Source organism: Halobacterium salinarum DSM 3754 (assembly GCF_008124605.1).
Classification (GTDB): domain Archaea; phylum Halobacteriota; class Halobacteria; order Halobacteriales; family Halobacteriaceae; genus Halobacterium; species Halobacterium salinarum.
The window spans coordinates 265727-284707 of sequence record NZ_VRYN01000002.1 but is presented as its reverse complement, the minus strand read 5'-3'; the positions used below and the strand labels follow the sequence as shown (position 1 = coordinate 284707).

Below are 18981 nucleotides of genomic sequence, written 5' to 3'. Positions count from 1 at the left end.
GCCGCCGCCCACAGTCCCACCCGTTTAATTCGTCCACGGAGAACACATCCACCATGGACGCAATCGTCGTCTCGAAGGCCGACCGCACACCACGGCTGGTCGACCGGCCCCGTCCGGACCCAACACCCGGCTCGGTGCTCGTGCGCACGCTCCGCGTCGGCGTCGACGGCACCGACCACGAAGTGATCGCCGGCACCCACGGCGGCTTCCCCGAGGACGCCGACGAGCTCGTGCTCGGCCACGAAGCCATCGGCGTCGTCGCGGATCCGACCGACACCCGGTTCTCCGCGGGCCAACTCGTCGCGCCGACCGTGCGCCGACCGCGGGGCGACCCCACCCCGCAGTTCGACCGCGGCCAACCCGACATGGCGGCCCCCGGTACGTACGTCGAGCGCGGCATCGACGGCGCCGACGGGTTCATGGCCGACTACTTCACCAGCCCCGCGGACGCGCTCGTCGCGCTCCCCGACTCGCTTGCCGCCCACGGCTTCCTCACGGAACCGGTGTCGGTCGCCGAGAAAGCGATCGAACTCGCGCTCGCTTCGCGGTCGGCGTTCGACTGGCGGCCGGACTCCGCGCTCGTGTTGGGCAACGGCTCGCTCGGCCTGCTCACGCTCGCCATCCTCGCCGCCCGCGACGACACCGAGACGCTCTACTGTCTCGGCCGCCGCAGCCGCCCCGACCCGACGATCGACATCATCGAGCGACTCGGCGCGACCTACATCGACTCCCGCACCACGCCGGTCGCCGACATCCCCGCCGCCCACCAGCCCGTCGACATGGTGTACGAAGCCACCGGGCACGCGAAACACGCCTTCGACGCCATCGACGCGCTCGCCCCCGCCGGCGTCGCTGCCCTCCTCGGCGTTCCCGCCGCCGGCTGGACGTTCGAAGTCCCGGGCAGCGACCTCCACCGCAGCCTCGTCCTGGAGAACAAAGCGGTGGTCGGCAGCGTCAACTCCAACGCCCGCCACTTCCGCGCCGCCGCCGACACGCTGGCCGCCCTCCCCGACTGGCTGTGTGACGCCATCGTCACCGGCGTCCACGACACCGCAGCGTTCGCGGACGCGTTCCGGGACGGCGAAACCTCCATCAAGACGGCCGTTCAATTCGACACCCGATGAAGAACGTCGACGACCTCATCGACGACGCAGCAGCGCTCGCGGACCGCGGCCTCTCCCGCGGCGAAATCGCCGACGAACTCAACGTCTCCCGGGAAACCGCGTCGTGGCTCGTCGAGCGCGCCGACACCAACGCGTCCGTCGCCGCCACCGACACCGACGACAGCCCCCGAGACGTCCACGTCGACTGGAGCACCATCGGCGAAGCCGGCGCCCGGCTGTCCGCCATCGGGATCGCGCTCGCCGACGCGCTCCGAGATCACAGCCACGACGTCGATCTGGTCGTCGGCATCGAGAAGGCCGGCGTTCCGCTCGCCACGGCCACCGCCAACGAACTCGGGACCGACCTGGCGACCTACACGCCCCGCAAACACCAGTGGGACGAGGGCGACATGGCCGACCTCGGCGGCAGCTTCTCCCGGAATTTCGCGTCCGTCGAGGACCGCGACTGCTTCGTGGTCGACGACACCGTGACCTCCGGCACGACGATCACCGAAACCATCCAGGCCGTCCGAGAGGCCGGCGGAACACCGGTGGCGTGTGGCGTCCTCGCGGACAAACAAGGCCTCGGCGACGTCGACGGCACGCCGATCGAAGCGCTGTTGCAGGTCATCCGCGTTGGCAGCGGCGACGACTGACAGAGCAAGGCCTTTCCTCGCTGCCCCCCGACGGTGGGACATGGCCTTCGATCCGCTCGACTCGTCGATGGCACAGGACGCCGTCGACGACATCGTTGACGCCGCCATCGAGAACAACGAGGTCGTGTTGTTCATGAAGGGCACGCCCGCCGCCCCCCAGTGTGGGTTCTCCGAGCGCGCCATCCGACTGATCTCCGACTACCGGCCGGACGTCCACACCGTTGACGTCCTCCAGAGCACCGACGAGTTCCGGGCCGCCCTGGAGCGCCACAGCGGCTGGGAGACCACCCCACAGGCGTTCGTCGACGGGTCGTTCGTCGGCGGCAGCGACATCCTCGCGGAGCTCGCCGACCGCGGCGACCTCGCGGACGAACTCAACGCCGATGGCGTCGACACGACCGCCGACGACGCCGCGCTTGACGCCGACATCGACGCGCCGTTCTAACGGGGCCGTCGCTAGTAGATCAGCTCGTCGTCGTTGTCGACCATGTACACCGTTCGCGCCGAGATGTTGACGGCGTGGTCGCCCACGCGTTCGAGGTCCCGGACGGTCAACAACAGCCGCGAAACGTCCTGCATCAGCGCCTCGATCTCGGCGTCGTCGGTGGCGGCGTCGATCTCGGTCTCGATCAGATCACGGATCACCGTCTGTGAGGCGCTCCGACACCGCTCGTCGATGTCGTCGTCGCGCTCGGCGATCGCGTAACACGCCTCGACGTCCGCGCTCGCGTACGCCGCCATCGCGTCCGTCACCATCTCGATGGTTCGGTCGCCGATCGCCTGCACGTCGACCTCGGGGAACATGTCCCGGTCGGCGTCCAGCGTGTACTCCGCGAGGTTCGCCGCCAGGTCGCCGATGCGCTCCAAGTCGGTGATGATCTTGAACGACGACGCGATCAGTCGCAGGTCGCCCGCGACCGGCTGCTGGAGCGCGAGCAGGTCGATGCAGTCGTCTTCCAGATCCAGATACAGCTGGTTGATCTCGTCGTCGCCGTCGATGACCTCCCAGGCGGCGTCGTCGTCTTTCTGGGCCATCGCCTCCAACGCCATCCGGAGCCGGTCGGTGACCACTTCGCTCATGTACAGGACGTCGTCGCGCAACGTGTCGAGTTTCTCCTGGTAGCTGTCTCGTGCCATACGTATCACCCAAACTTTCCAGTGATATACTCTTCGACGCGCTGGTGCTCGGGGTTCTCGAAGATCTGGTCGGTGTCCCCGAACTCCACGAGCTTGCCGCCGGTGAGGAACACCGCGGTCTTGTCGCTGATGCGGGCGGCCTGCTGCATGTTGTGCGTGACGATCACCACGGTGTACTCCTCGGCGAGCTCCTCGATGAGGTCCTCGACCTGGCTGGTCGCCACCGGGTCGAGCGCGCTCGCGGGCTCGTCCATCAACAACACCTCGGGGTCGGGCGCGATCGCGCGGGCGATGCACAGCCGCTGTTGCTGGCCGCCGGACAGCGCCACCCCGGAGCTGTCAAGCTGGTGGCTGACCTCGTCCCACAGCGCCGCGCGCCGCAGCGACTGCTCGACGATCTCGTCGTGATCGCCCTCGACGTCCTGGATTTCGAGGCCGTACGCGACGTTGTCGTAGATGCTTTTGGGGAACGGGTTGGGCTCCTGGAACACCATTCCGACCCGCCGCCGGAGCGCAACCGGGTCGACGGCGGCGTCGTAGACGTTCGTCCCGCGCAGCGTGAGGTCGCCGTCGATGCGCGCGGCGTCGATGCGGTCGTTCATCCGGTTGATACACCGCAGGAACGTCGACTTCCCGCAGCCCGACGGCCCGATGATCGCCGTGACCTGCTGTTCGGGGATGTCGATGTCGACGCTTTCGAGCGCGCGCTCGGAGCCATAGAACACATCCAGATCCCTGGCTCTGATCACCGGCTCGGGGGGTGTCGTCGGTGTCGTCGTCGCCGCGCCGGTGGTCGCCGTGACACCGCCGTCGCTCGATTCGTCGGCCGTCTCCGCCGTGTTCTCGGTCATCGTTGGTTAGTCATGTGATTGGTATTTGTTCCTGAGCACGATCGCCACGGAGTTCATCGCGAGCAACACCGTCACCAACACGACCACACCGGCCGGCACCACCTTGGTGTAGAAATCCGGGGTCGCGTAGAGGCTCGACCACGCGTACACCTGCAACGGCATCGCGGTGACCGTCTCCGAGACCTGCGTGGGCAGCGAGAACTTGATCGTGGGCGCACCGATCATGATCAGCGGTGCCGTCTCGCCGATGGCGCGACCCAGCGCCAGGATCGTGCCGGTGAGGATGCCGGAGAACGATCGCGGCAACACCACGTTGCGCACGGTCTGCCACTTGGTTGCTCCCATCCCGTCGGAGGCCGCGCGCTGGGCCTCCGGCACCGACCGGATGGCTTCCCGCGCGGAGATGATGATGATCGGCAGGATCAACAGGCCAAGCGTCGCGCCGCCGATCAGCACCGTGCCCGCGGGCCGATTGAGGTGTGTGACGAACAGCCCGAACCCGAGCAGCCCGTAGACGACCGACGGCACGCCCGCGAGGTTCGAGATGTTCACGTCGATCACACGCGTCAGCCAGTTGTCCGGTGCGTACTCTTCGAGATAGATCGCTGCGCCGACGCCCACCGGGAACGCCAGCACCGCGACGCTCAGCATGAGCAGGATCGACCCACCGATCGACGGGTAGAACCCGGCTGATTCGGCGTTCGTACTGTGCGCGGACGTCAGAAACGCCCAGTCGACCCACGACTGCGGGCCGGCCAAGCCGACGACGGACACGATCCCGGCACCGACCAGCGACCCCACGATCACGGTCGCCGGCACCGCCAGTCCGACCCGCTCGCGCGGGGCGTTGACCGCAACGTCGGCCGCGTACGCAGCCGGCGGCACCACCCCGACCGCCGCGACGACCACCGCCGGCACCGGCGTAACGCCGACCGCCGGGCCGACGACACCGGCCACCGCGACGACTGCGAGGAACGCACTGCTCGCAGCGACGCGCGCCCGCCGCCCGCGGTCTCGCGCCACCGCGTGGCCCGCGACGACCCCGATCGGGCCGCCGACGGTCGCCACGAGCATCAGCCACGGGGCCGGCGCAACCGGCACCCCGGACACCACGTCGACCACGCTGGGCACGAGGCGCACACTGCCGAGTGTCGCTCCCAGTGGGATGGGGAGCCCGAGCTGCGAGAGCCAGGACGCCACCGTCCCCAGCGGGCCGGGCAGACCGAACAGCGAGAGATAGAACGCCGCAGTCGTCACGCCGAACCGTGCGAGGAACGGCAGCCGCTGGTCGTAGGCGGTCACGCCGACGGCGATGGCGGCCGGCACCGCCAGCGCGACCACAACCGCCAGCCACGTCAGCGGGCGCACGATGTCGATGAACAGCATCGCCGCGCCGCCGCTGAACAGCAACGCGACGGCGACGAACCCGAGCGCGAGCATGCCGGTCTGGAAGGCGGCCTGGCTGCGCCGGTAGACGAACGCGCCAACGCCGGCGGTCGGCACCACGAGCGTGAGGAAGAACGTGAGATGCCACCCCGGATCGGCGGTCAGCGGTTGGATCGCGTCGTTTGCGACGTACAACAGCAGGATCGTCACGAACACGATGCCGAACAGGGTCGCCGCAAGCAGGAGCGCGCGGAACACGCGACCCGCGGTGCGACTGACCTGCCCGAAGCCCGCCGTTACGTCGCTGGTGTCGGCTGCCATCTCAGTACTCCTCCTTGAATCGGTGTGCGATCACGTCACTGACGATGTTCATCACGAGCGTAATCACGAACAGCGTGGCCCCGATCGCGAACACGCTGCGGTACGCGAGCCCGCCACCGGTCACGTCGCCTTTCACGAGTTTCACCATCGCCGCCGTCATCGGGAGCGCGGACTCCGTGTACGCCCCTGGGTCGATGATGTTGAGGAACCGCGCGGTCGACCCGGCGGCGATCGTGACCGCCATCGTCTCGCCGATGGCGCGCGACAGCGCCAGGATGAACGACGAGAAGATGCCGGACAGCGCCGCCGGCACGACGACGCCGGTCGACACTTCGAGTTTCGTCGCGCCCATTCCGTAGCCCGCCTGCCGGAGCTCATCGGGCACGGCGGACATGGCGTCCTCGCTGATGGACGCCACCATCGGAATGATCATGATGCCCACGACGACGCACGCCGAGAGCATGTTGAACTTGCTCAACCCCGGGAGGACCGTGCCCAGTGCGGGCGTGATGTAGATGACGGCGAAAAACCCGTACACGACCGTCGGGATGCCCGCCAGGATCTCCAGGGCGGGCTTCAGGACCGACCGGAGTCGGGGGCTGGCGTACTCGCTGAGGTAGGTCGCGGTGCCGAGTCCGAGCGGCAACGCGATGATCGAGGAGCCGATCATCACCATCAGCGTCGCCGACACCAACGCGAGCACGCCGAAACTGCCGTTCGTTGGGTCCCAGTTCGTTCCAGTAAGGAACTCCACGATGCCCGCGGTCGCGCCGTCGACGCCGACCAGCGGCGCAGAGAACGTGAAGAACTTCGCAGCCTCGGTCGCCAGCAACGCGATGAGCCCGATCGTCGTCACGATCGAGAGGGCTGCACACAGGAAGAAGAACGACCGGGAGAGCAACTCTGAAGGGGCGTTCTGGGTGCGCGTCGTGAGCGCCGCTTCGAGGTCGTCTCCGCTCATTGGTTTGAATCAGTCATAGCGTACGTATACAGTCTTTGCTGGGTGGGGCGACGCGCTACTCGTCCGCACTGCCGGCCGCGTCGATGGCCTCAGTCAGCGCGTCCAGTTGTTCTCGTTGGGCTTCTTGGCTGAGGGGCACGTAGCCCACTTGGTCGGCGACGATCGCCTCGCTCGTGGCGTGCTCGAGCCAGAACCGGAGGAACGCCGCGACCGCGGGCTCGGCCAGCGACGACTTCGCCGCGTACGTGAACAGCGGCCGGGAAAGCGGCGTGTACGCCCCGGATCGGGCGGTCTCCAGGCTCGGCTTCACTGGCTCGCCGTCGCCGTCGTCGACGGCAAGCGCTTTCACGCGGTCGTCGCTCTTCGAGTAGTACGCGTACCCGAGGTATCCCATCGCGTTCGTCGATCCCTCGACGCCCTGGATGATGGTCCGGTCCTGTTCGGTGCCGGTGTAGCTCCCGCCGCTGATATGCGTGAGCTCCGTGTCGCCGCCGTGCAGGATGGACTCGATGAAGTAGTCGTAGGTGCCCGAGGCGCTCGACGGGCCGTACAGCTCCAGCGGTTCGTCGGGCCAGTCGGGGTTCACGTCGGACCACTGTTCGGTGTCGCGTTCGGCCGACCAGATGCTCCGCAGCTCGTCGACGGTGATGCTGTCGATGTCCAGGTCCGTGTTGACGATGACGGTCAGCGCGTCCGTCGCGACAGTGAACTCGACGGGCTCGATGTCGTTGTCCGTACACTGCTGTGCCTCGGCGTCCCGAACCTCTCGGGAGGCGTTGTTGAGGTCGGCGTTGCCGGTGCAGAAGTGGTTGGCGAACCCGCCACCGGTGCCGGTGGATTTGGGGTTGAAGTTGACGTCCGGGTGTGCCTCGCCGGTGTCGCCGCCGCGGAAGGCCTCGCTCATCGTGGTCGCCAGCGGGAACACTGTCGAGCTTCCAGCGAAGTCGACGGTGCCTGACAGCGAGTCGTCGGCGGGATCCTCGGATGACGTGCTCTGGCAGCCGGCGAGCGCTGCCGCGCCGGTTGCCCCCATCCCGGCGAGAACTTGACGGCGCGTACGTGTGGTGCGTTCGGCGTCGTCTGCTGGCATCGTCGTATGCTCGCCGCGATGCGAATAAGTACTCTGCTATTACGTATATATAGCAGTACATAGGGAACAGTTCACATCGCATGTCCGCGAATCGATTCGACGCTCGTCGTCGATGTATATTTCGACCCGAGCGCCTGCAAGCGCTTTATTCTCCTCTACAGTGGTTTGGTGTAGTAACTATGTATCGTGACCGGGATTTATATTACAGGCATCGATACGTGGTCGCATGGAACGACGGAAAGTCCAGGTCACCGGCGGCTCAACGTTCACCGTATCCATCCCGAAAGACTGGGCGCGCGATCACAGCGTCGAGGCCGGCGACGAGGTGGGGTTTCACCCGGACAGCGGCTCCCTCCTGTTGACCCCCATCGACGACACTGACACCGACAAAGGAACGCTGACGATCACCGACATGCACGGCGAAGAACTCATGCGCGCAGTCATGACGATGTACGTCAGCGGCTTCGACGTGCTCGCCCTGGAAGCCGAGTCCATCGATCCCGACCAGCGCCGCGTCATCCGCGACGCCACCCAGGGGCTGGTCGGCCTCGAAGTCCTCGAAGAAACCAGCCAGCGCGTCGTCATCCAGGACCTCCTCGACTCCTCGGAGCTGTCCATCCACAACGCCGTTCGGCGCATGCACCTCATCGCGGTCTCCATGCTCGAAGACGCCGTCACCGCGCTCGCCACCCGAGACCCCGACATCGCCCGCGACGTCACGAACCGCGACGACGACGTCGACCGCCTCTGGTACGTCGTGTCACGCATCTTCCGGGGTGCACTGCGCTCGCCCACGGTCGCCCAAGAGATCGGCATCACGCGGGAAGTCGCGTTCGACTACCACTCCAGCGCCCGCCAACTCGAACGCGTCGCCGACCACGCCACCAAGATCGCAACCGCCACACACGACCTCAACGACGACATCCCCGAGGACGTCGTCGACGCCCTCGAAACCCTCCAGGCGGACGCCACCGACATCATCGAGACCGCCATGGACGCCCTGTTCGCGGACACCGCCGACGAAGCCACTGCCCTCGCCACCCAAGCCCGCGCACAAGTCCGCGACATCGACGACCAGGCCCGCGACGTCGACGACCGCCTCCACGGCCTCACCGCCCACCACGCCCAACACCTCGGCCTCGTCGTGGACTCACTCTCCCGGAGCGCCGACTACGGCGGCAACATCGCCGAAACCGCCCTGCAAAAGGCCGCCCCGACTCCCAACCCCTAACGCGCCCCTCTCCCGCCCCAGCCGTCGGCGGATATCCACACGCATATACGTTACCGGGTAGACCCCGAAGCCATGAGCGAGGACTTCCCGGACTACCTCGACGTCGACTACCACGACGGTGACGGTGAGAGCCCCGCTGACTACTCGACGCTGGACGCGAAAATCGAGAAAGCCATCGAGGTCACCCGTGACGGCCTCGAATCCTACGACAACCCCGCCATCATGTGGACCGGTGGTAAGGACTCGACGCTCACGCTGTACTTCGTCAAGGAGGTCGCCGACCAGTTCGACCTCGATGTCCCCGAAACCATTTTCATCGATCACTTCCAGCACTTCGACGAACTCCACGACTTCGTCGACCACTGGGCCGACGAATGGGACCTCGACGTCGTCTACGCCCGCAACGAGGACGTCGGCGACTACGTCACCGCCAACGACCTCGAACCCGGCGACGACATCCCGATCAGCGAACTCGACGACCAGAACCAACACCACGTCCGGGACCTCCTCGAATACGAGGAGGACTCGTTCCCGTTCCTGCTCGACACCTACGTCGGCAACCACCTCCTGAAGACCGTCGCGCTCAACAACGCCCTCGAGGAGCACGACGTCGACGGCATCCTCTCGGGCATCCGCTGGGACGAACAGGACGCCCGCGCCGACGAGACGTTCTTCAGCCCGCGCCACGACCCCGACGTCTACCCGCCCCACGACCGCATCCAACCCATCCTCCAGTTCGACGAAGCCGCCGTCTGGGACGCCTTCTGGTATTACGTCGTCCCCGAGACGGTCGCGGACTTCCCGGACGACGGCTACGTCCCCCAGGACTTCGACGACCTCCCCAACGACCTCACCCACGAGGACATCCCCGTCTCCCCCAAGTACTTCAAGGGCTTCCGTTCGCTGGGGAGTGAGGTTTCCACGGACAAGGCCGCCGAGGAACCCGCGTGGCTCCAGGACCTCGAAAACACCACCGAGCGCGCCGGCCGCGCCCAGGACAAAGAGGACCTGATGGAGCGGCTGCGCGATCTCGGTTACATGTAAGTCGGCCCGGTTCACGTCGGCGGGCTTCCCCACGCCAGGACCCCGACGCGCAGAACGCGCCACAAGCCCCTCACAGTGAACCGCGCGGACGCTGCACCACGGCTGCGCTGCGCAGGTTCGCAAATCATACGTACGTGGACGCACGACTCGGCAACAGCGACGATGACGGCGACACGCACACCGGTCGGATCGCGCGACGCCCGCCGTGACCGTGGTCGGGGTGTCGCCGGCGGCAATGCGCCTGCGTGAGCAGGCCACCACCCATTCTCCCGACTGCCCGGACGCCGTCGCAACGCGCCGCCAACCAGCCATCCACAACTCCACCAATGCTCGAACGAACCTACATCGAAGACGTAACGCCCGACGACGACGGCGAAGACACCACCATCGCCGGCCACGTCCACGAACTCCGCGACCTCGGCGGCATCCTCTTCGTCATCGTGCGGGACGCCACCGGCCGCCTGCAGGTCGTCGCGAAAGAAGACGACACCCCCGACCTCTTCGAGACGGCCGAAGGCCTCTCCAGCGAGGACGTGGTGCAGGTCACCGGCACGCTTGAGGCCAGCGACCAGGCCCCTGGTGGCGTCGAACTCGCGCCCACCGAGCTCACCGTCGTCAGCGAAGCCACCGACGTGCCGTCCATCGAGATCTCGAAGGACGTCGACGCCGACCTCTCGACGCGGCTGGACGAGCGCCACCTCGACGTGCGCAAGCCCTCGACGAAGGCGGTGTTCTCCCTGCGCTCGAAGGCGATGGGCGCGATGACCGACTGGTTCTACGACAACCGCTTCGAGGAGGTCGACACACCCGAACTCTCGACGGCGGGCGCTGAGGGCGGCGCGGACCTCTTCCCGGTCGTCTACTACGACAAGGAGGCCTATCTCTCCCAGAGCCCACAGCTCTACAAGCAGATCCTCGTCGCCTCGGGCGTCGACCGACTGTTCGAGGTCGGCCACGCGTTCCGCGCCGAGGACTTCGGGACCTCCCGGCACGTCTCCGAGATCGCCATGTTCGACGTGGAGCTCGGCTACGTCGAGGACCACCACGACGTGATGGACGTCCAGGAGGAGTCCCTGCGCCACACCATCCGGCACGTCGTCGAGCACGCCCAGCGCGAACTCGACGAACTCGGCTCGGACCTCTCGGTCCCCGAGGCGGACTTCCCGCGCATCACGTTCGAGGAAGCCCGCGAGATCCTCGCCGACGAGTACGACCACGTCCCCGAGGACGACAACGACCTCGACACGAAAGGCGAGCGCCTGCTCGGGGAGTACTTCGAGGAGCAGGGCCACCCCGCCGTGTTCGTCGTCGGCTACCCGGACGAGAAGTTCTACTATCGCCAGGACGTCGACGGCGACGACGTCGCCTCCCGGAAGTTCGACCTGCTGTACCGCGGCCAGGAGCTGTCCTCCGGCGGGCAGCGTGAACACGACATCGAGCGCCTGACGGCGAAGATGCGCGAGCAGGGCGTCGAGCCGGAGAACTTCGAGTTCTACCTCGACGCGTTCCGCTACGGCGTCCCGCCCCACGGCGGCTACGGGCTGGGCATCGACCGGCTCATCCAGCAGCTCGCCGGCCTCGACAACATCAAGGAAGCGATCCTCTTCCCGCGGGATCCCGACCGCCTCGAACCGTAGGCGGTTCGGACAGCCCGTCGAACGCCTCGTGGTCCGTTATTCCAGGCCGTCGATGAGTCCCTGCAGCGTCTGGACGTGGTCCTCGAACATCGCCTCGCCGTCCTCGGTGAGCACCGCCGTCGTGTGCGGTCGCTTGTCCACGAACTCCTTGCGGACCTCGACGGCGTCGGCGTCCTCCATGCGCTGGAGGTGACTGGAGAGGTTCCCCTCCGTCAGGTCCAGCTCGTCGGTGAGGTCGCCGAAACTGGACTCGCCGTGCCGGTAGAGGTACGCGAACAGTTCGAGCCGGGTCGGCTGGTGGACGAGCTTGTCGAGGTCCATCCTACGTTCGGGTCAACACGAGGTAGGAGGCTGCGGCGTAAACAACGTACGATGCGCCGAAGGCGGCGTAGCTCCACGTGTGCAGGACGTCGACGGTCGGGATGGCGACGCCCAGGGCGACCAGGAGGAGGCCACCCCCGTGTAGCACGTAGCGGTCCCGTGCGCGGATGCGGTAGGCCTTCAGCGTCTCGCCGGCGACGAGGTAGCCGAGCCCGAGCATCACGGCGACGAGTCCGAGCGCGAGCGCCTTGTCCGCCAGGTAGCCGAGCTCCGGGAGGAACGGGTCGACGGCGGACAGCGCGGCGAACGACCCGAAGTAGACGACGAGAACCTGGAAGCCGACGTTCGGCTCGCTGTGGCCCGGCCCGAAGGCGTAGTCGTACCGCCGGGAGAGCACGAGGGAGCCGGCACCGAACAGCCCGACCCAGACGACGGGGTACCAGAACCCGGCTGCCCGCGCGAAGAGGAGGACCTGTGAGACGGCGCTCCCGGCCGCCACGAGGACGCTGAACAGCAGCCACTGTTCGGGTGCGCTCTCGTAGCGCTCGGCGATCCCCATCGCGTCCTTGATGCGGTCGAGGTCCTGCTGGAGTGCCTGGGGGTCGACGTCCTCACTCATTGTCGGCGGCTGCGTGGACGTAGTAGTTGAACGCGTCGGTGTAGCTCGGCTCCACGGTCTCGACGGTGGCGTCGCCGGCGTGCTCGCGGATGTCCGCGAGAGTCGCGTGCTCGCGGAGGAATCCGCGGCGTTCGTCGCCGTGGTAGAACGGGTCGCCGACGACGTGCGGGGCGAGGGCGTCGCCGGCGGTGGCCTGGCCGACCACTCGCACGACGGTCGGGACGCCGTCCAACAGCGCCTCGGGGGTGTCGACGGCGAGCACGCCGCCGCCGTTCACGAACGCGACGCGGTCGGCGAGGTCGGCGTCGACGGGCCGGTGGCTCGTGGCGACGACGGTCCCGCCGTCCGCGACGCGGTCGCGGATGACGCGGTGAAACGACTGCACCATCGAGAGGTCGACGCCCGCCGTCGGTTCGTCGAGGAGGTACAGCGGCGCGTCGACGGACAGCGCCAGCGAGAGTTCGAGCTTGCGTTTCATGCCCTCCGAGTAGTACTTGATGCGTTTGTCGAGGTCGCCGTCGATACCGAGGTCGTCGACGTACGTCCGCCAGCGGTCCGTGAACTCGGGGTGAAGCCGGGAGTAGAACGCGGCCGTCTCGCGGCCAGAGAGCGTGTCGACGCTCGCGCCGCCCTGCAGCAGCAGCGAGAGGCTCCGGCCGCCGTCTTCGCTGACGGGCGTCCCGAACACCGACACGGAGCCCTCCGACGGCTCGGTGCCACCGGCGAGACACGACAGCAACACCGTCTTCCCGGTGCCGTTGGGCCCCATCAACAGCAGCACTTCGTTCTCAGCGACGGTGAGGTCGATGCCGTCGAGGACGCCGTCCTCGCCGTAGGCCTTGTGGACGTTCCGCGCCTCGACGGCTGGCCGGTCGACGCTCACCGGACCGCACCCCCGTAGAGCGAGCGGCGGGTGGCGGCGACGGCGAGCGTGAGTCCGGCCACCGCGTAGCCGGCGAGCAGCGCGACGTGACCCGTGCTCGTCGGCGCGCCGGGCGGTGCCAGTCCGGCTTGCGTCCACCCGCCGGCGGCGACGAGGTGGTGGACGGCCAGCCGGGTGGCCAGCGCGTTCGGGACGACGTTCACGAAGTCGGCAGCGCCGGCGAGCATCCCGGGCTGGATGCCGTTGTAGCCGGTGAGGAAGAAGGCGAGCATGACGACGCTGACGGCGACGATGCTCGCGAACTTCGCGTCCGGGACGACGGCGACGAGGACGACGGCGATGCTGGCGGCGAACAGGCCGAGCGCCAGCAGCCCGAGCAGGGCCACGGGGATCGAGGCGGCCGACCGGAGCGTGAACGCCGCCCCCGTGGCGGCACCGACGCCCAGCACAGCGAGGACGGCGGCGACGGCGAACAGGTAGGCGGCCGCGAACCGCCCGAGGAAGTCCGCTGCCGGCGACACGGGGAGTGCTCGGAACTGGCGGTATCGGCCGCGTTCGACGTCCGCGACGAGCGACTGGGAGAACGTGCTCAGGAACACGGTGAGGGCCGCGAAGGCCCCGTACGAGACGGCGTGCGTGGCTTTGACCGCGCTCACGACCTCGGCCGGCATCCCTCCGGTGTCGATGAAAAGGGACACGGACAGCAGGTAGAACATCGCGGGGAACGCCACCGCCCAGAAGGCGACAGCGCTGTTCCGGCGGAGCGTCTGGAGGGTTCGCACGGCGAACGCCGTGGTCTGTTCGAGGAGCCGGCCCAGGGGCGGGCCGCCACGTGTCTCGATGCTCATACTACGTCACTGACACCGACTGACAAATAACTTTGCACTACAAACTCACTTTGCAGCGCAAAGTCGCGGCTCGTGGGGCTGCGGTGTCGGTTCGATTCGGGGACTCGTCGAGAAATACTGCGTGTGGTGGGTCGGCGCTACGGTCGGCTCAGTTCCAGGGCCCGAACTCCGGGTCGACCTGTCGCTCGCGGCGGTCGATGCCGTCGATCTTCGCGACGTCCTCGTCGTCGAGTTCGAGATCGAGGCTCGCCCAGTTGTCGGCGATGTGGTCCTCGCCGGTCGCCTTCGGGATGGCGGTGACGCCCTTCCGGCGCACCCACGCCAGGCTCACCTGCGCCTCGCTGACGCCGTGCTTCTCCGCGACGGCCTGGATCTCGGGCACGTCGAAGACCTCACCGCGGGCCAGCGGCGAGTACGCCACCAGCTCGATGTCCTCGCCGTCGGCGTACTCGCGCAGCTCCTCCTGTTGGAGGAGCGGGTGGAACTCCACCTGGTTGGCGAACGGCAACTCGCCCAGGACGTCTTCGGCTTCGTCGAGGTGCCGGGGCTCGAAGTTGCTCACGCCGATGCGCTCGGTCACGCCGTCGGCCTGCAGGTCGGCCAGCGCAGCCAGCGTCTCCGTGGCATCGTACTGGTTTGCCGGCCAGTGCACGTACAGGAGGTCGACGTAGTCGACGCCGAGCTTCTCCAGGCTCTGTTCGGTCGCGGGCGCAACGTCGCCGTCACCGAGCTCGCTCGTCCACACCTTCGTCGCGAGGAAGACGTCCTCGCGGTCGACGTCGGCGGCCGCGATGCCGTCGCCGACGGCGTCCTCGTTCTCGTAGATCTGTGCCGTGTCGATGTGCCGATACCCCATTTCGAGGGCGGTTCGTACGCTGTCCGCGCACGCACTGGGATCCTCGTTCTCCCAGGTTCCCAGTCCGAACTCGGGCATCTCCTCGACGACCGCCGCGCGCTGCTGTGTGTCCTGTGCCATACGCATAGCAACAACGGGTAGGTGGTTAGCGGTTGTGGATGCGGCGAGAACGCCGGCGTGTCCTCACGCGCGCAGCCGGTCGCGGGCGAACCGCGCGAGCAGGGGGACGTCTTCGGTGTGCACGAACTCGAGCAGCGACCGCAGCCCGCCCTCGTTCGCGCCGGACAGCGTCCCGACGTCGGCCGTCTGCAGGTCGCTCATGAGGCGGTCGTAGCGCTCGTTGGACGCGAGATACAGCAGCTGGGTCATGGTCAGCCGCATCCGCGCGTTCGGCGCGACACGCTTGTGCCAGAGGTCGTCGTAGATCGACAGCGCGTCCGCGGACGTATCGCGGTCGTCGCCCATGAAACACCGGTCGGCGGTGATCGCGGCCGCGCGCGCCGACTCCATGCACTTGTGGATCCCCTCCCCCCACAGCGGGTCGACCGTCGGCACGGTGTCCCCGATGGCCATGAAGTTGTCCGTCGAGAAGTTCGCCGGCAACTGGATGTGCGCCGACCCGCGGTGCTGTTTGCCCGCCAGTTTCGTGGCGTCGGCGAGGCGCGGATCGGTCTCCATCCAGTAGTCGAGGTGGTCGTCGATGCTCTTCGAGGCGTCACCGAACCGCTGGTAGCTCTCGTTCTGGATGTAACAGATGCCGACTTTTGCGGTGTCAGCGCCCGTGTGGAAGATCCACGAGTAGCCGCCGGGCGCGAGGTCGTGATCCAGGCGCAGCATCATCGCGTCGCTCAGGTCGGCGTACCCCTCGTGGTCGACGGCGACGTTCTCCATCTCCCACTCGATGCCGATGGCCTGATTGCTGCGCCGGAGGTCCGTCACGCCGAGTTTCTTCGCAAGCGGCGCCGCCGGCCCGGTGGCGTCGATGATGATGTCGCCGTACACCTCCTCGTCGCCGTCGTACTTCACGCCGACAATCTCCCCGCCTTCCGTGATCGGGTTGTTCACGCGCGCCTCGAACCGGTACTCGGCACCCTGTTGTTCGCCGGCGGCGACCAGCCACTGTTTGAACTCCGCGAACTCCAGGACCGCGCCGGGCTGATCCTGGACGAAATACTCGTGGGGGGATTCCAACACAACGTCGTCGGTGTACTGCATGACCACGTCGTCGGGCACGCCGAACGCGCCCATCATGGACGCGAACGTGCCCGCAGTGGACTTGTTCGACTGGCGGGGGAACTCGTCCTCGGGTTCGGCTTCGAGGACGACCACGTCGTAGCCCCGCTCCGCGAGGTCGCGCGCGCACTGTGCTCCTGCTGGGCCGGCACCGGCGACAATAACGTCGTGCTTGTCTGACATAGGGTCGATCACGCTGAAGGGTGACGCGAGTCAGTCGCCCTGAACCGGGTGCTGTCAGCAGCCAGTCACGACCACCGGCCCGCGCACGGCTAGTTGTTCACTCTGAACCACGCCGGGGACTAAAAACACGCGGGAACGTTCCTGACGCCCGCAAAGGGGTGAGACTCCCCGACACCGGCTCGTGCGCGCTCGGTCAGGCCAGCCGGTAGCCCCCGAGCCGGGCCACTGCCACCCGGTAGGCCACCGGAAGCGCAACAGCGACCGCCGCCAGCGCGACGAAGGCCCCCGTTTCGACGGTGCCCGCGCTCACACGCCAACCAAACGGCAGCGTCCGCGAGACGAGCACGGTGACTGCATCGTGGAGGACCTCGCTCCGGACGACGGTGGCCGCGACGACGGCCGCCGTGAGTGTCGCGGAGAACACGCCGTACGCGACCTTGCTGGGTGGCACGGCGCGGCGGGACCCGGCGAGGTCGACGCCCTCGAAGCGGGGAAAGACGCTGCCGACCCCGGCTGCGAGCACGGATGCGGCCAGCACAGCGCTGCCGGCTGCGACCACGACGCCCAGTACGCCGCCCAACGAGTAGCCTGCGGCGCCGGCGAGCAGGCCGGCCACAGCCCCGCTGACAGGGACAGCGACAACGCCGGTCGCCGCGACGTAGCCGCGGACGACGTGCCGGCCGCCGGCGCGCGCCGTCAGCAGCGACGGCAGCGACTTGCCCTGATTCCCGAGGGGGTTGAGGGGGAGCGCCGCGCCGCCCGCCCACGCACCATACCAGACGGCCAGCCAGGGCGCGTACCGCGGCACGGTGCCGCCGGCGAGGACCTGCTCGCCGACCGGGATCGCCCCTACCAACGGGAAGGCGACGAAAACCAGCCGGAGCGGCGACCGGTAGATCTGCAACAGTGCCGTGCTCGCGACGCCGTGGGTCGCAGGCGCGCGCGTCAGCACGCCGAGCAGTCTGTCGACCGCGTGGTCGGGCGCAGTCGTGGGTTCGCCGTCACTCTCGGTCGACGCCATCCCGTCGGCGCGCCAGGCGTACCGGGCGGCCGGCACCGCGAGAAGGACGCCCGCGCCTGCGACGACGACACCGAGGGCGAGCGCCCCAGCGACACCGGTGGCGCCGGGAGTCACGCCGGGCGTTGTCGCCAGCGAGAGGTCGCCGAGCCAGCAGAGCGGGGGCGCGCGGAGCACGGGTCGCAGGGCGTCGATGGCGGTCGTGAACTCCCCGGTGAGCATCACAGCGAAGTACCCGAGGCCGATACCCACTCCGAGCACCGGCTTCAGTTGCGTGAGGACGTTCGACCGGCGGACGACGCCCTTCAGCAGGAAGCCGACGGGGTAGCCGGTGGCTGCCGCCGACGTGACGGTGACTGTCGCCGCGGCGACGACGCCGAGGACGGGGACCGGCGTTCCCAGTCCCAGGCTCAGCCCGAGGGCCAGCCCGAGTGCCGGGAAGAGCATGAACCCGGCGAGCTTGACAGCGGCGCTCGCGAGCTTCCCGGCGGTGATGTCGGCGGTCGGGCGGAGCGTGAGGTAGTGGCCGTCGTTGTCGAGGTCGCCGTTCGAACCGACAGCCTCGACGACGAGCATCGCGACCGTGAACAGCCAGGCGACGCTCCAGGCGGTCGCCGCACCGCCGGCCGCGAACCACGGCGTCTCACCGGCCGCCAGCGCGACGCCGGTGTCGTGGCCGAGCGAGTACGCGTACACCGTGATGAGCGCGAAGCCGACGGCCGAGAGCGCGCCGTACAGCAGCCAGAAGTCCTGGCCGCGCAGCTTCCGGTAGCCCCGCACGAGGTCGACGCGCGCCAACTCGACTGCGGCCTCGGCGTCGGGGACGGCTTCACGAATCCGGGAGCGGGGCGTCGGCATCCGCAGTCACCTCCATGAAGACGGTCTCCAGGTCGGCCGCGCTGCCCTCGCGGGCGGTCGATTTGAGGTTCTCTGGGTCACCGTCGGCGACGAGGACGCCGTCGTCGATGACGCCGATGGTGTCCGCGAGTTCGTCGACGACGGGGAGGACGTGCGTGGAGAGAAGGACAGTCGCGTCCCCCGCCGAGAGGTCCGCGACGGTGTCCCTGACGGTGCGGGCGGCCCGGGGGTCCAGCCCCGACGTGGGTTCGTCGAGGAACAGGACGTCCGGGTCGTGGAGCATCGCGGCGACCACGCCGACCTTCTTCGTCATGCCTGTGGAGTACGACTCGATGCGGCGGTCGGCGTCCGCGAGCAGGTCGAACCGCTCCAGCAGCGACTCGATGCGGGTGTCCGCCTCGCCGTCGTCGAGCCCGTGGAGTCGGGCGACGTGCCGGAGCTGCTCCCAGCCCGTCAGCTCGTCGAAGACCGGTGGATCGGCGGGTAGGTAACCGATTCGCGGGGTGAGCGCCGCCCGGTCGGTGACTGGAACGCCGGCGACCTCGGCGGTCCCCGCGGTGGGATCGGTGAGGGAGGTGAGCAGGCGCATTGTCGTCGTCTTCCCGGCACCGTTCGGTCCGAGGAAGCCGTAGACGCTGCCCGCGGGCACGGCGAGGTCGAGGTCGTCGACCGCAGCTTCGTCGCCGTAACGCTTCGTCAGGCCGTCTGCGCGGATGGCGAGGTCGGTCATCGGCGGTCTCCAGTC

19 protein-coding genes are annotated in these 18981 nt (G+C 68.1%); 6 read left to right on the top strand and 13 right to left on the bottom strand.

Going from position 1 to position 18981, the window contains the following annotated elements; all coding sequences use genetic code 11:
* Positions 1-53 precede the first annotated feature (53 nt).
* Genes APQ99_RS06580 through APQ99_RS06570 form a run of 3 tightly spaced genes read left to right on the top strand, consistent with a single transcriptional unit; the run spans position 54 to position 2204 of the window.
* Positions 54-1124 carry a glucose 1-dehydrogenase gene (locus APQ99_RS06580; RefSeq protein WP_010902286.1) on the top strand — a complete coding sequence of 357 codons (1071 nt, stop codon included), beginning with the start codon at positions 54-56 and terminating at the stop codon, positions 1122-1124.
* Entirely contained in the window at positions 1121-1759 is a 639-nt protein-coding gene (gene gfcR, locus APQ99_RS06575) for a transcriptional regulator GfcR (RefSeq protein WP_010902287.1), read from the top strand. The genes APQ99_RS06580 and gfcR overlap by 4 nt, the downstream gene beginning before the upstream one ends.
* A gap of 40 nt (positions 1760-1799) precedes the next feature.
* Positions 1800-2204, top strand: a complete 405-nt coding sequence (locus APQ99_RS06570; protein WP_012289157.1) for a glutaredoxin family protein — start codon at positions 1800-1802, stop codon at positions 2202-2204.
* A gap of 11 nt (positions 2205-2215) precedes the next feature.
* On the opposite strand, the gene phoU is transcribed toward APQ99_RS06570, so the two are convergent.
* The 5 genes from phoU to APQ99_RS06545 are packed head-to-tail and all read right to left on the bottom strand — an operon-like array spanning position 2216 to position 7505.
* Positions 2216-2896 (bottom strand): phosphate signaling complex protein PhoU, encoded by a 681-nt coding sequence (gene phoU, locus APQ99_RS06565; RefSeq protein WP_049892486.1) that lies wholly within the window; start codon positions 2894-2896, stop codon positions 2216-2218.
* A gap of 5 nt (positions 2897-2901) precedes the next feature.
* Entirely contained in the window at positions 2902-3747 is an 846-nt protein-coding gene (pstB, locus tag APQ99_RS06560) for a phosphate ABC transporter ATP-binding protein PstB (protein WP_010902290.1), read from the bottom strand.
* Positions 3748-3753: 6 nt separating this feature from the next.
* The gene (gene pstA, locus APQ99_RS06555; RefSeq protein ID WP_010902291.1) at positions 3754-5454 is read right to left on the bottom strand and encodes a phosphate ABC transporter permease PstA; all 1701 of its coding nucleotides are present in this window, start codon (positions 5452-5454) and stop codon (positions 3754-3756) included.
* Between the two features lies 1 nt (position 5455).
* On the bottom strand, positions 5456-6415 hold the full coding sequence (pstC, locus tag APQ99_RS06550; protein WP_010902292.1) for a phosphate ABC transporter permease subunit PstC: 960 nt from the start codon (positions 6413-6415) through the stop codon (positions 5456-5458).
* Positions 6416-6470: 55 nt separating this feature from the next.
* Complete coding sequence (locus tag APQ99_RS06545; RefSeq protein WP_010902293.1) at positions 6471-7505, bottom strand: PstS family phosphate ABC transporter substrate-binding protein; 1035 nt, start codon at positions 7503-7505, stop codon at positions 6471-6473.
* A 226-nt stretch (positions 7506-7731) separates the two neighbouring features.
* Between APQ99_RS06545 and APQ99_RS06540 the strand changes: the two genes are divergently transcribed.
* From APQ99_RS06540 to aspS, 3 genes are all read left to right on the top strand, one after another.
* Entirely contained in the window at positions 7732-8736 is a 1005-nt protein-coding gene (locus tag APQ99_RS06540) for a phosphate signaling complex PhoU family protein (protein WP_010902294.1), read from the top strand.
* Positions 8737-8808: 72 nt separating this feature from the next.
* Positions 8809-9780, top strand: coding sequence for a phosphoadenosine phosphosulfate reductase family protein (locus APQ99_RS06535; RefSeq protein ID WP_010902295.1), 972 nt, complete (start codon positions 8809-8811; stop codon positions 9778-9780).
* A 326-nt stretch (positions 9781-10106) separates the two neighbouring features.
* A complete protein-coding gene (aspS, locus tag APQ99_RS06530) occupies positions 10107-11417 on the top strand; it encodes an aspartate--tRNA(Asn) ligase (protein ID WP_010902296.1) in 1311 nt (436 codons plus the stop codon).
* A 36-nt stretch (positions 11418-11453) separates the two neighbouring features.
* Here aspS and APQ99_RS06525 read toward each other — a convergent pair whose 3' ends face one another.
* From APQ99_RS06525 to APQ99_RS06490, 8 genes are all read right to left on the bottom strand, one after another.
* Positions 11454-11738 carry a transcriptional regulator gene (locus APQ99_RS06525; protein WP_010902297.1) on the bottom strand — a complete coding sequence of 95 codons (285 nt, stop codon included), beginning with the start codon at positions 11736-11738 and terminating at the stop codon, positions 11454-11456.
* 1 nt (position 11739) lies between these two features.
* On the bottom strand, positions 11740-12357 hold the full coding sequence (locus APQ99_RS06520; RefSeq protein ID WP_010902298.1) for a hypothetical protein: 618 nt from the start codon (positions 12355-12357) through the stop codon (positions 11740-11742).
* Positions 12350-13240 (bottom strand): ATP-binding cassette domain-containing protein, encoded by an 891-nt coding sequence (locus tag APQ99_RS06515; protein WP_010902299.1) that lies wholly within the window; start codon positions 13238-13240, stop codon positions 12350-12352. The genes APQ99_RS06520 and APQ99_RS06515 overlap by 8 nt, the downstream gene beginning before the upstream one ends.
* Positions 13237-14088 carry an ABC transporter permease gene (locus APQ99_RS06510; RefSeq protein WP_010902300.1) on the bottom strand — a complete coding sequence of 284 codons (852 nt, stop codon included), beginning with the start codon at positions 14086-14088 and terminating at the stop codon, positions 13237-13239. The genes APQ99_RS06515 and APQ99_RS06510 overlap by 4 nt, the downstream gene beginning before the upstream one ends.
* Positions 14089-14236: 148 nt before the next feature.
* Positions 14237-15064 carry an aldo/keto reductase gene (locus APQ99_RS06505; RefSeq protein WP_012289160.1) on the bottom strand — a complete coding sequence of 276 codons (828 nt, stop codon included), beginning with the start codon at positions 15062-15064 and terminating at the stop codon, positions 14237-14239.
* A gap of 63 nt (positions 15065-15127) precedes the next feature.
* Positions 15128-16360, bottom strand: a complete 1233-nt coding sequence (locus APQ99_RS06500) for a digeranylgeranylglycerophospholipid reductase (protein WP_010902302.1) — start codon at positions 16358-16360, stop codon at positions 15128-15130.
* Positions 16361-16553: 193 nt separating this feature from the next.
* Positions 16554-18236, bottom strand: a complete 1683-nt coding sequence (locus APQ99_RS06495) for a hypothetical protein (RefSeq protein WP_010902303.1) — start codon at positions 18234-18236, stop codon at positions 16554-16556.
* On the bottom strand, positions 18208-18966 hold the full coding sequence (locus tag APQ99_RS06490) for an ABC transporter ATP-binding protein (protein ID WP_010902304.1): 759 nt from the start codon (positions 18964-18966) through the stop codon (positions 18208-18210). The genes APQ99_RS06495 and APQ99_RS06490 overlap by 29 nt, the downstream gene beginning before the upstream one ends.
* Between the last annotated feature and the right edge of the window lie 15 nt (positions 18967-18981).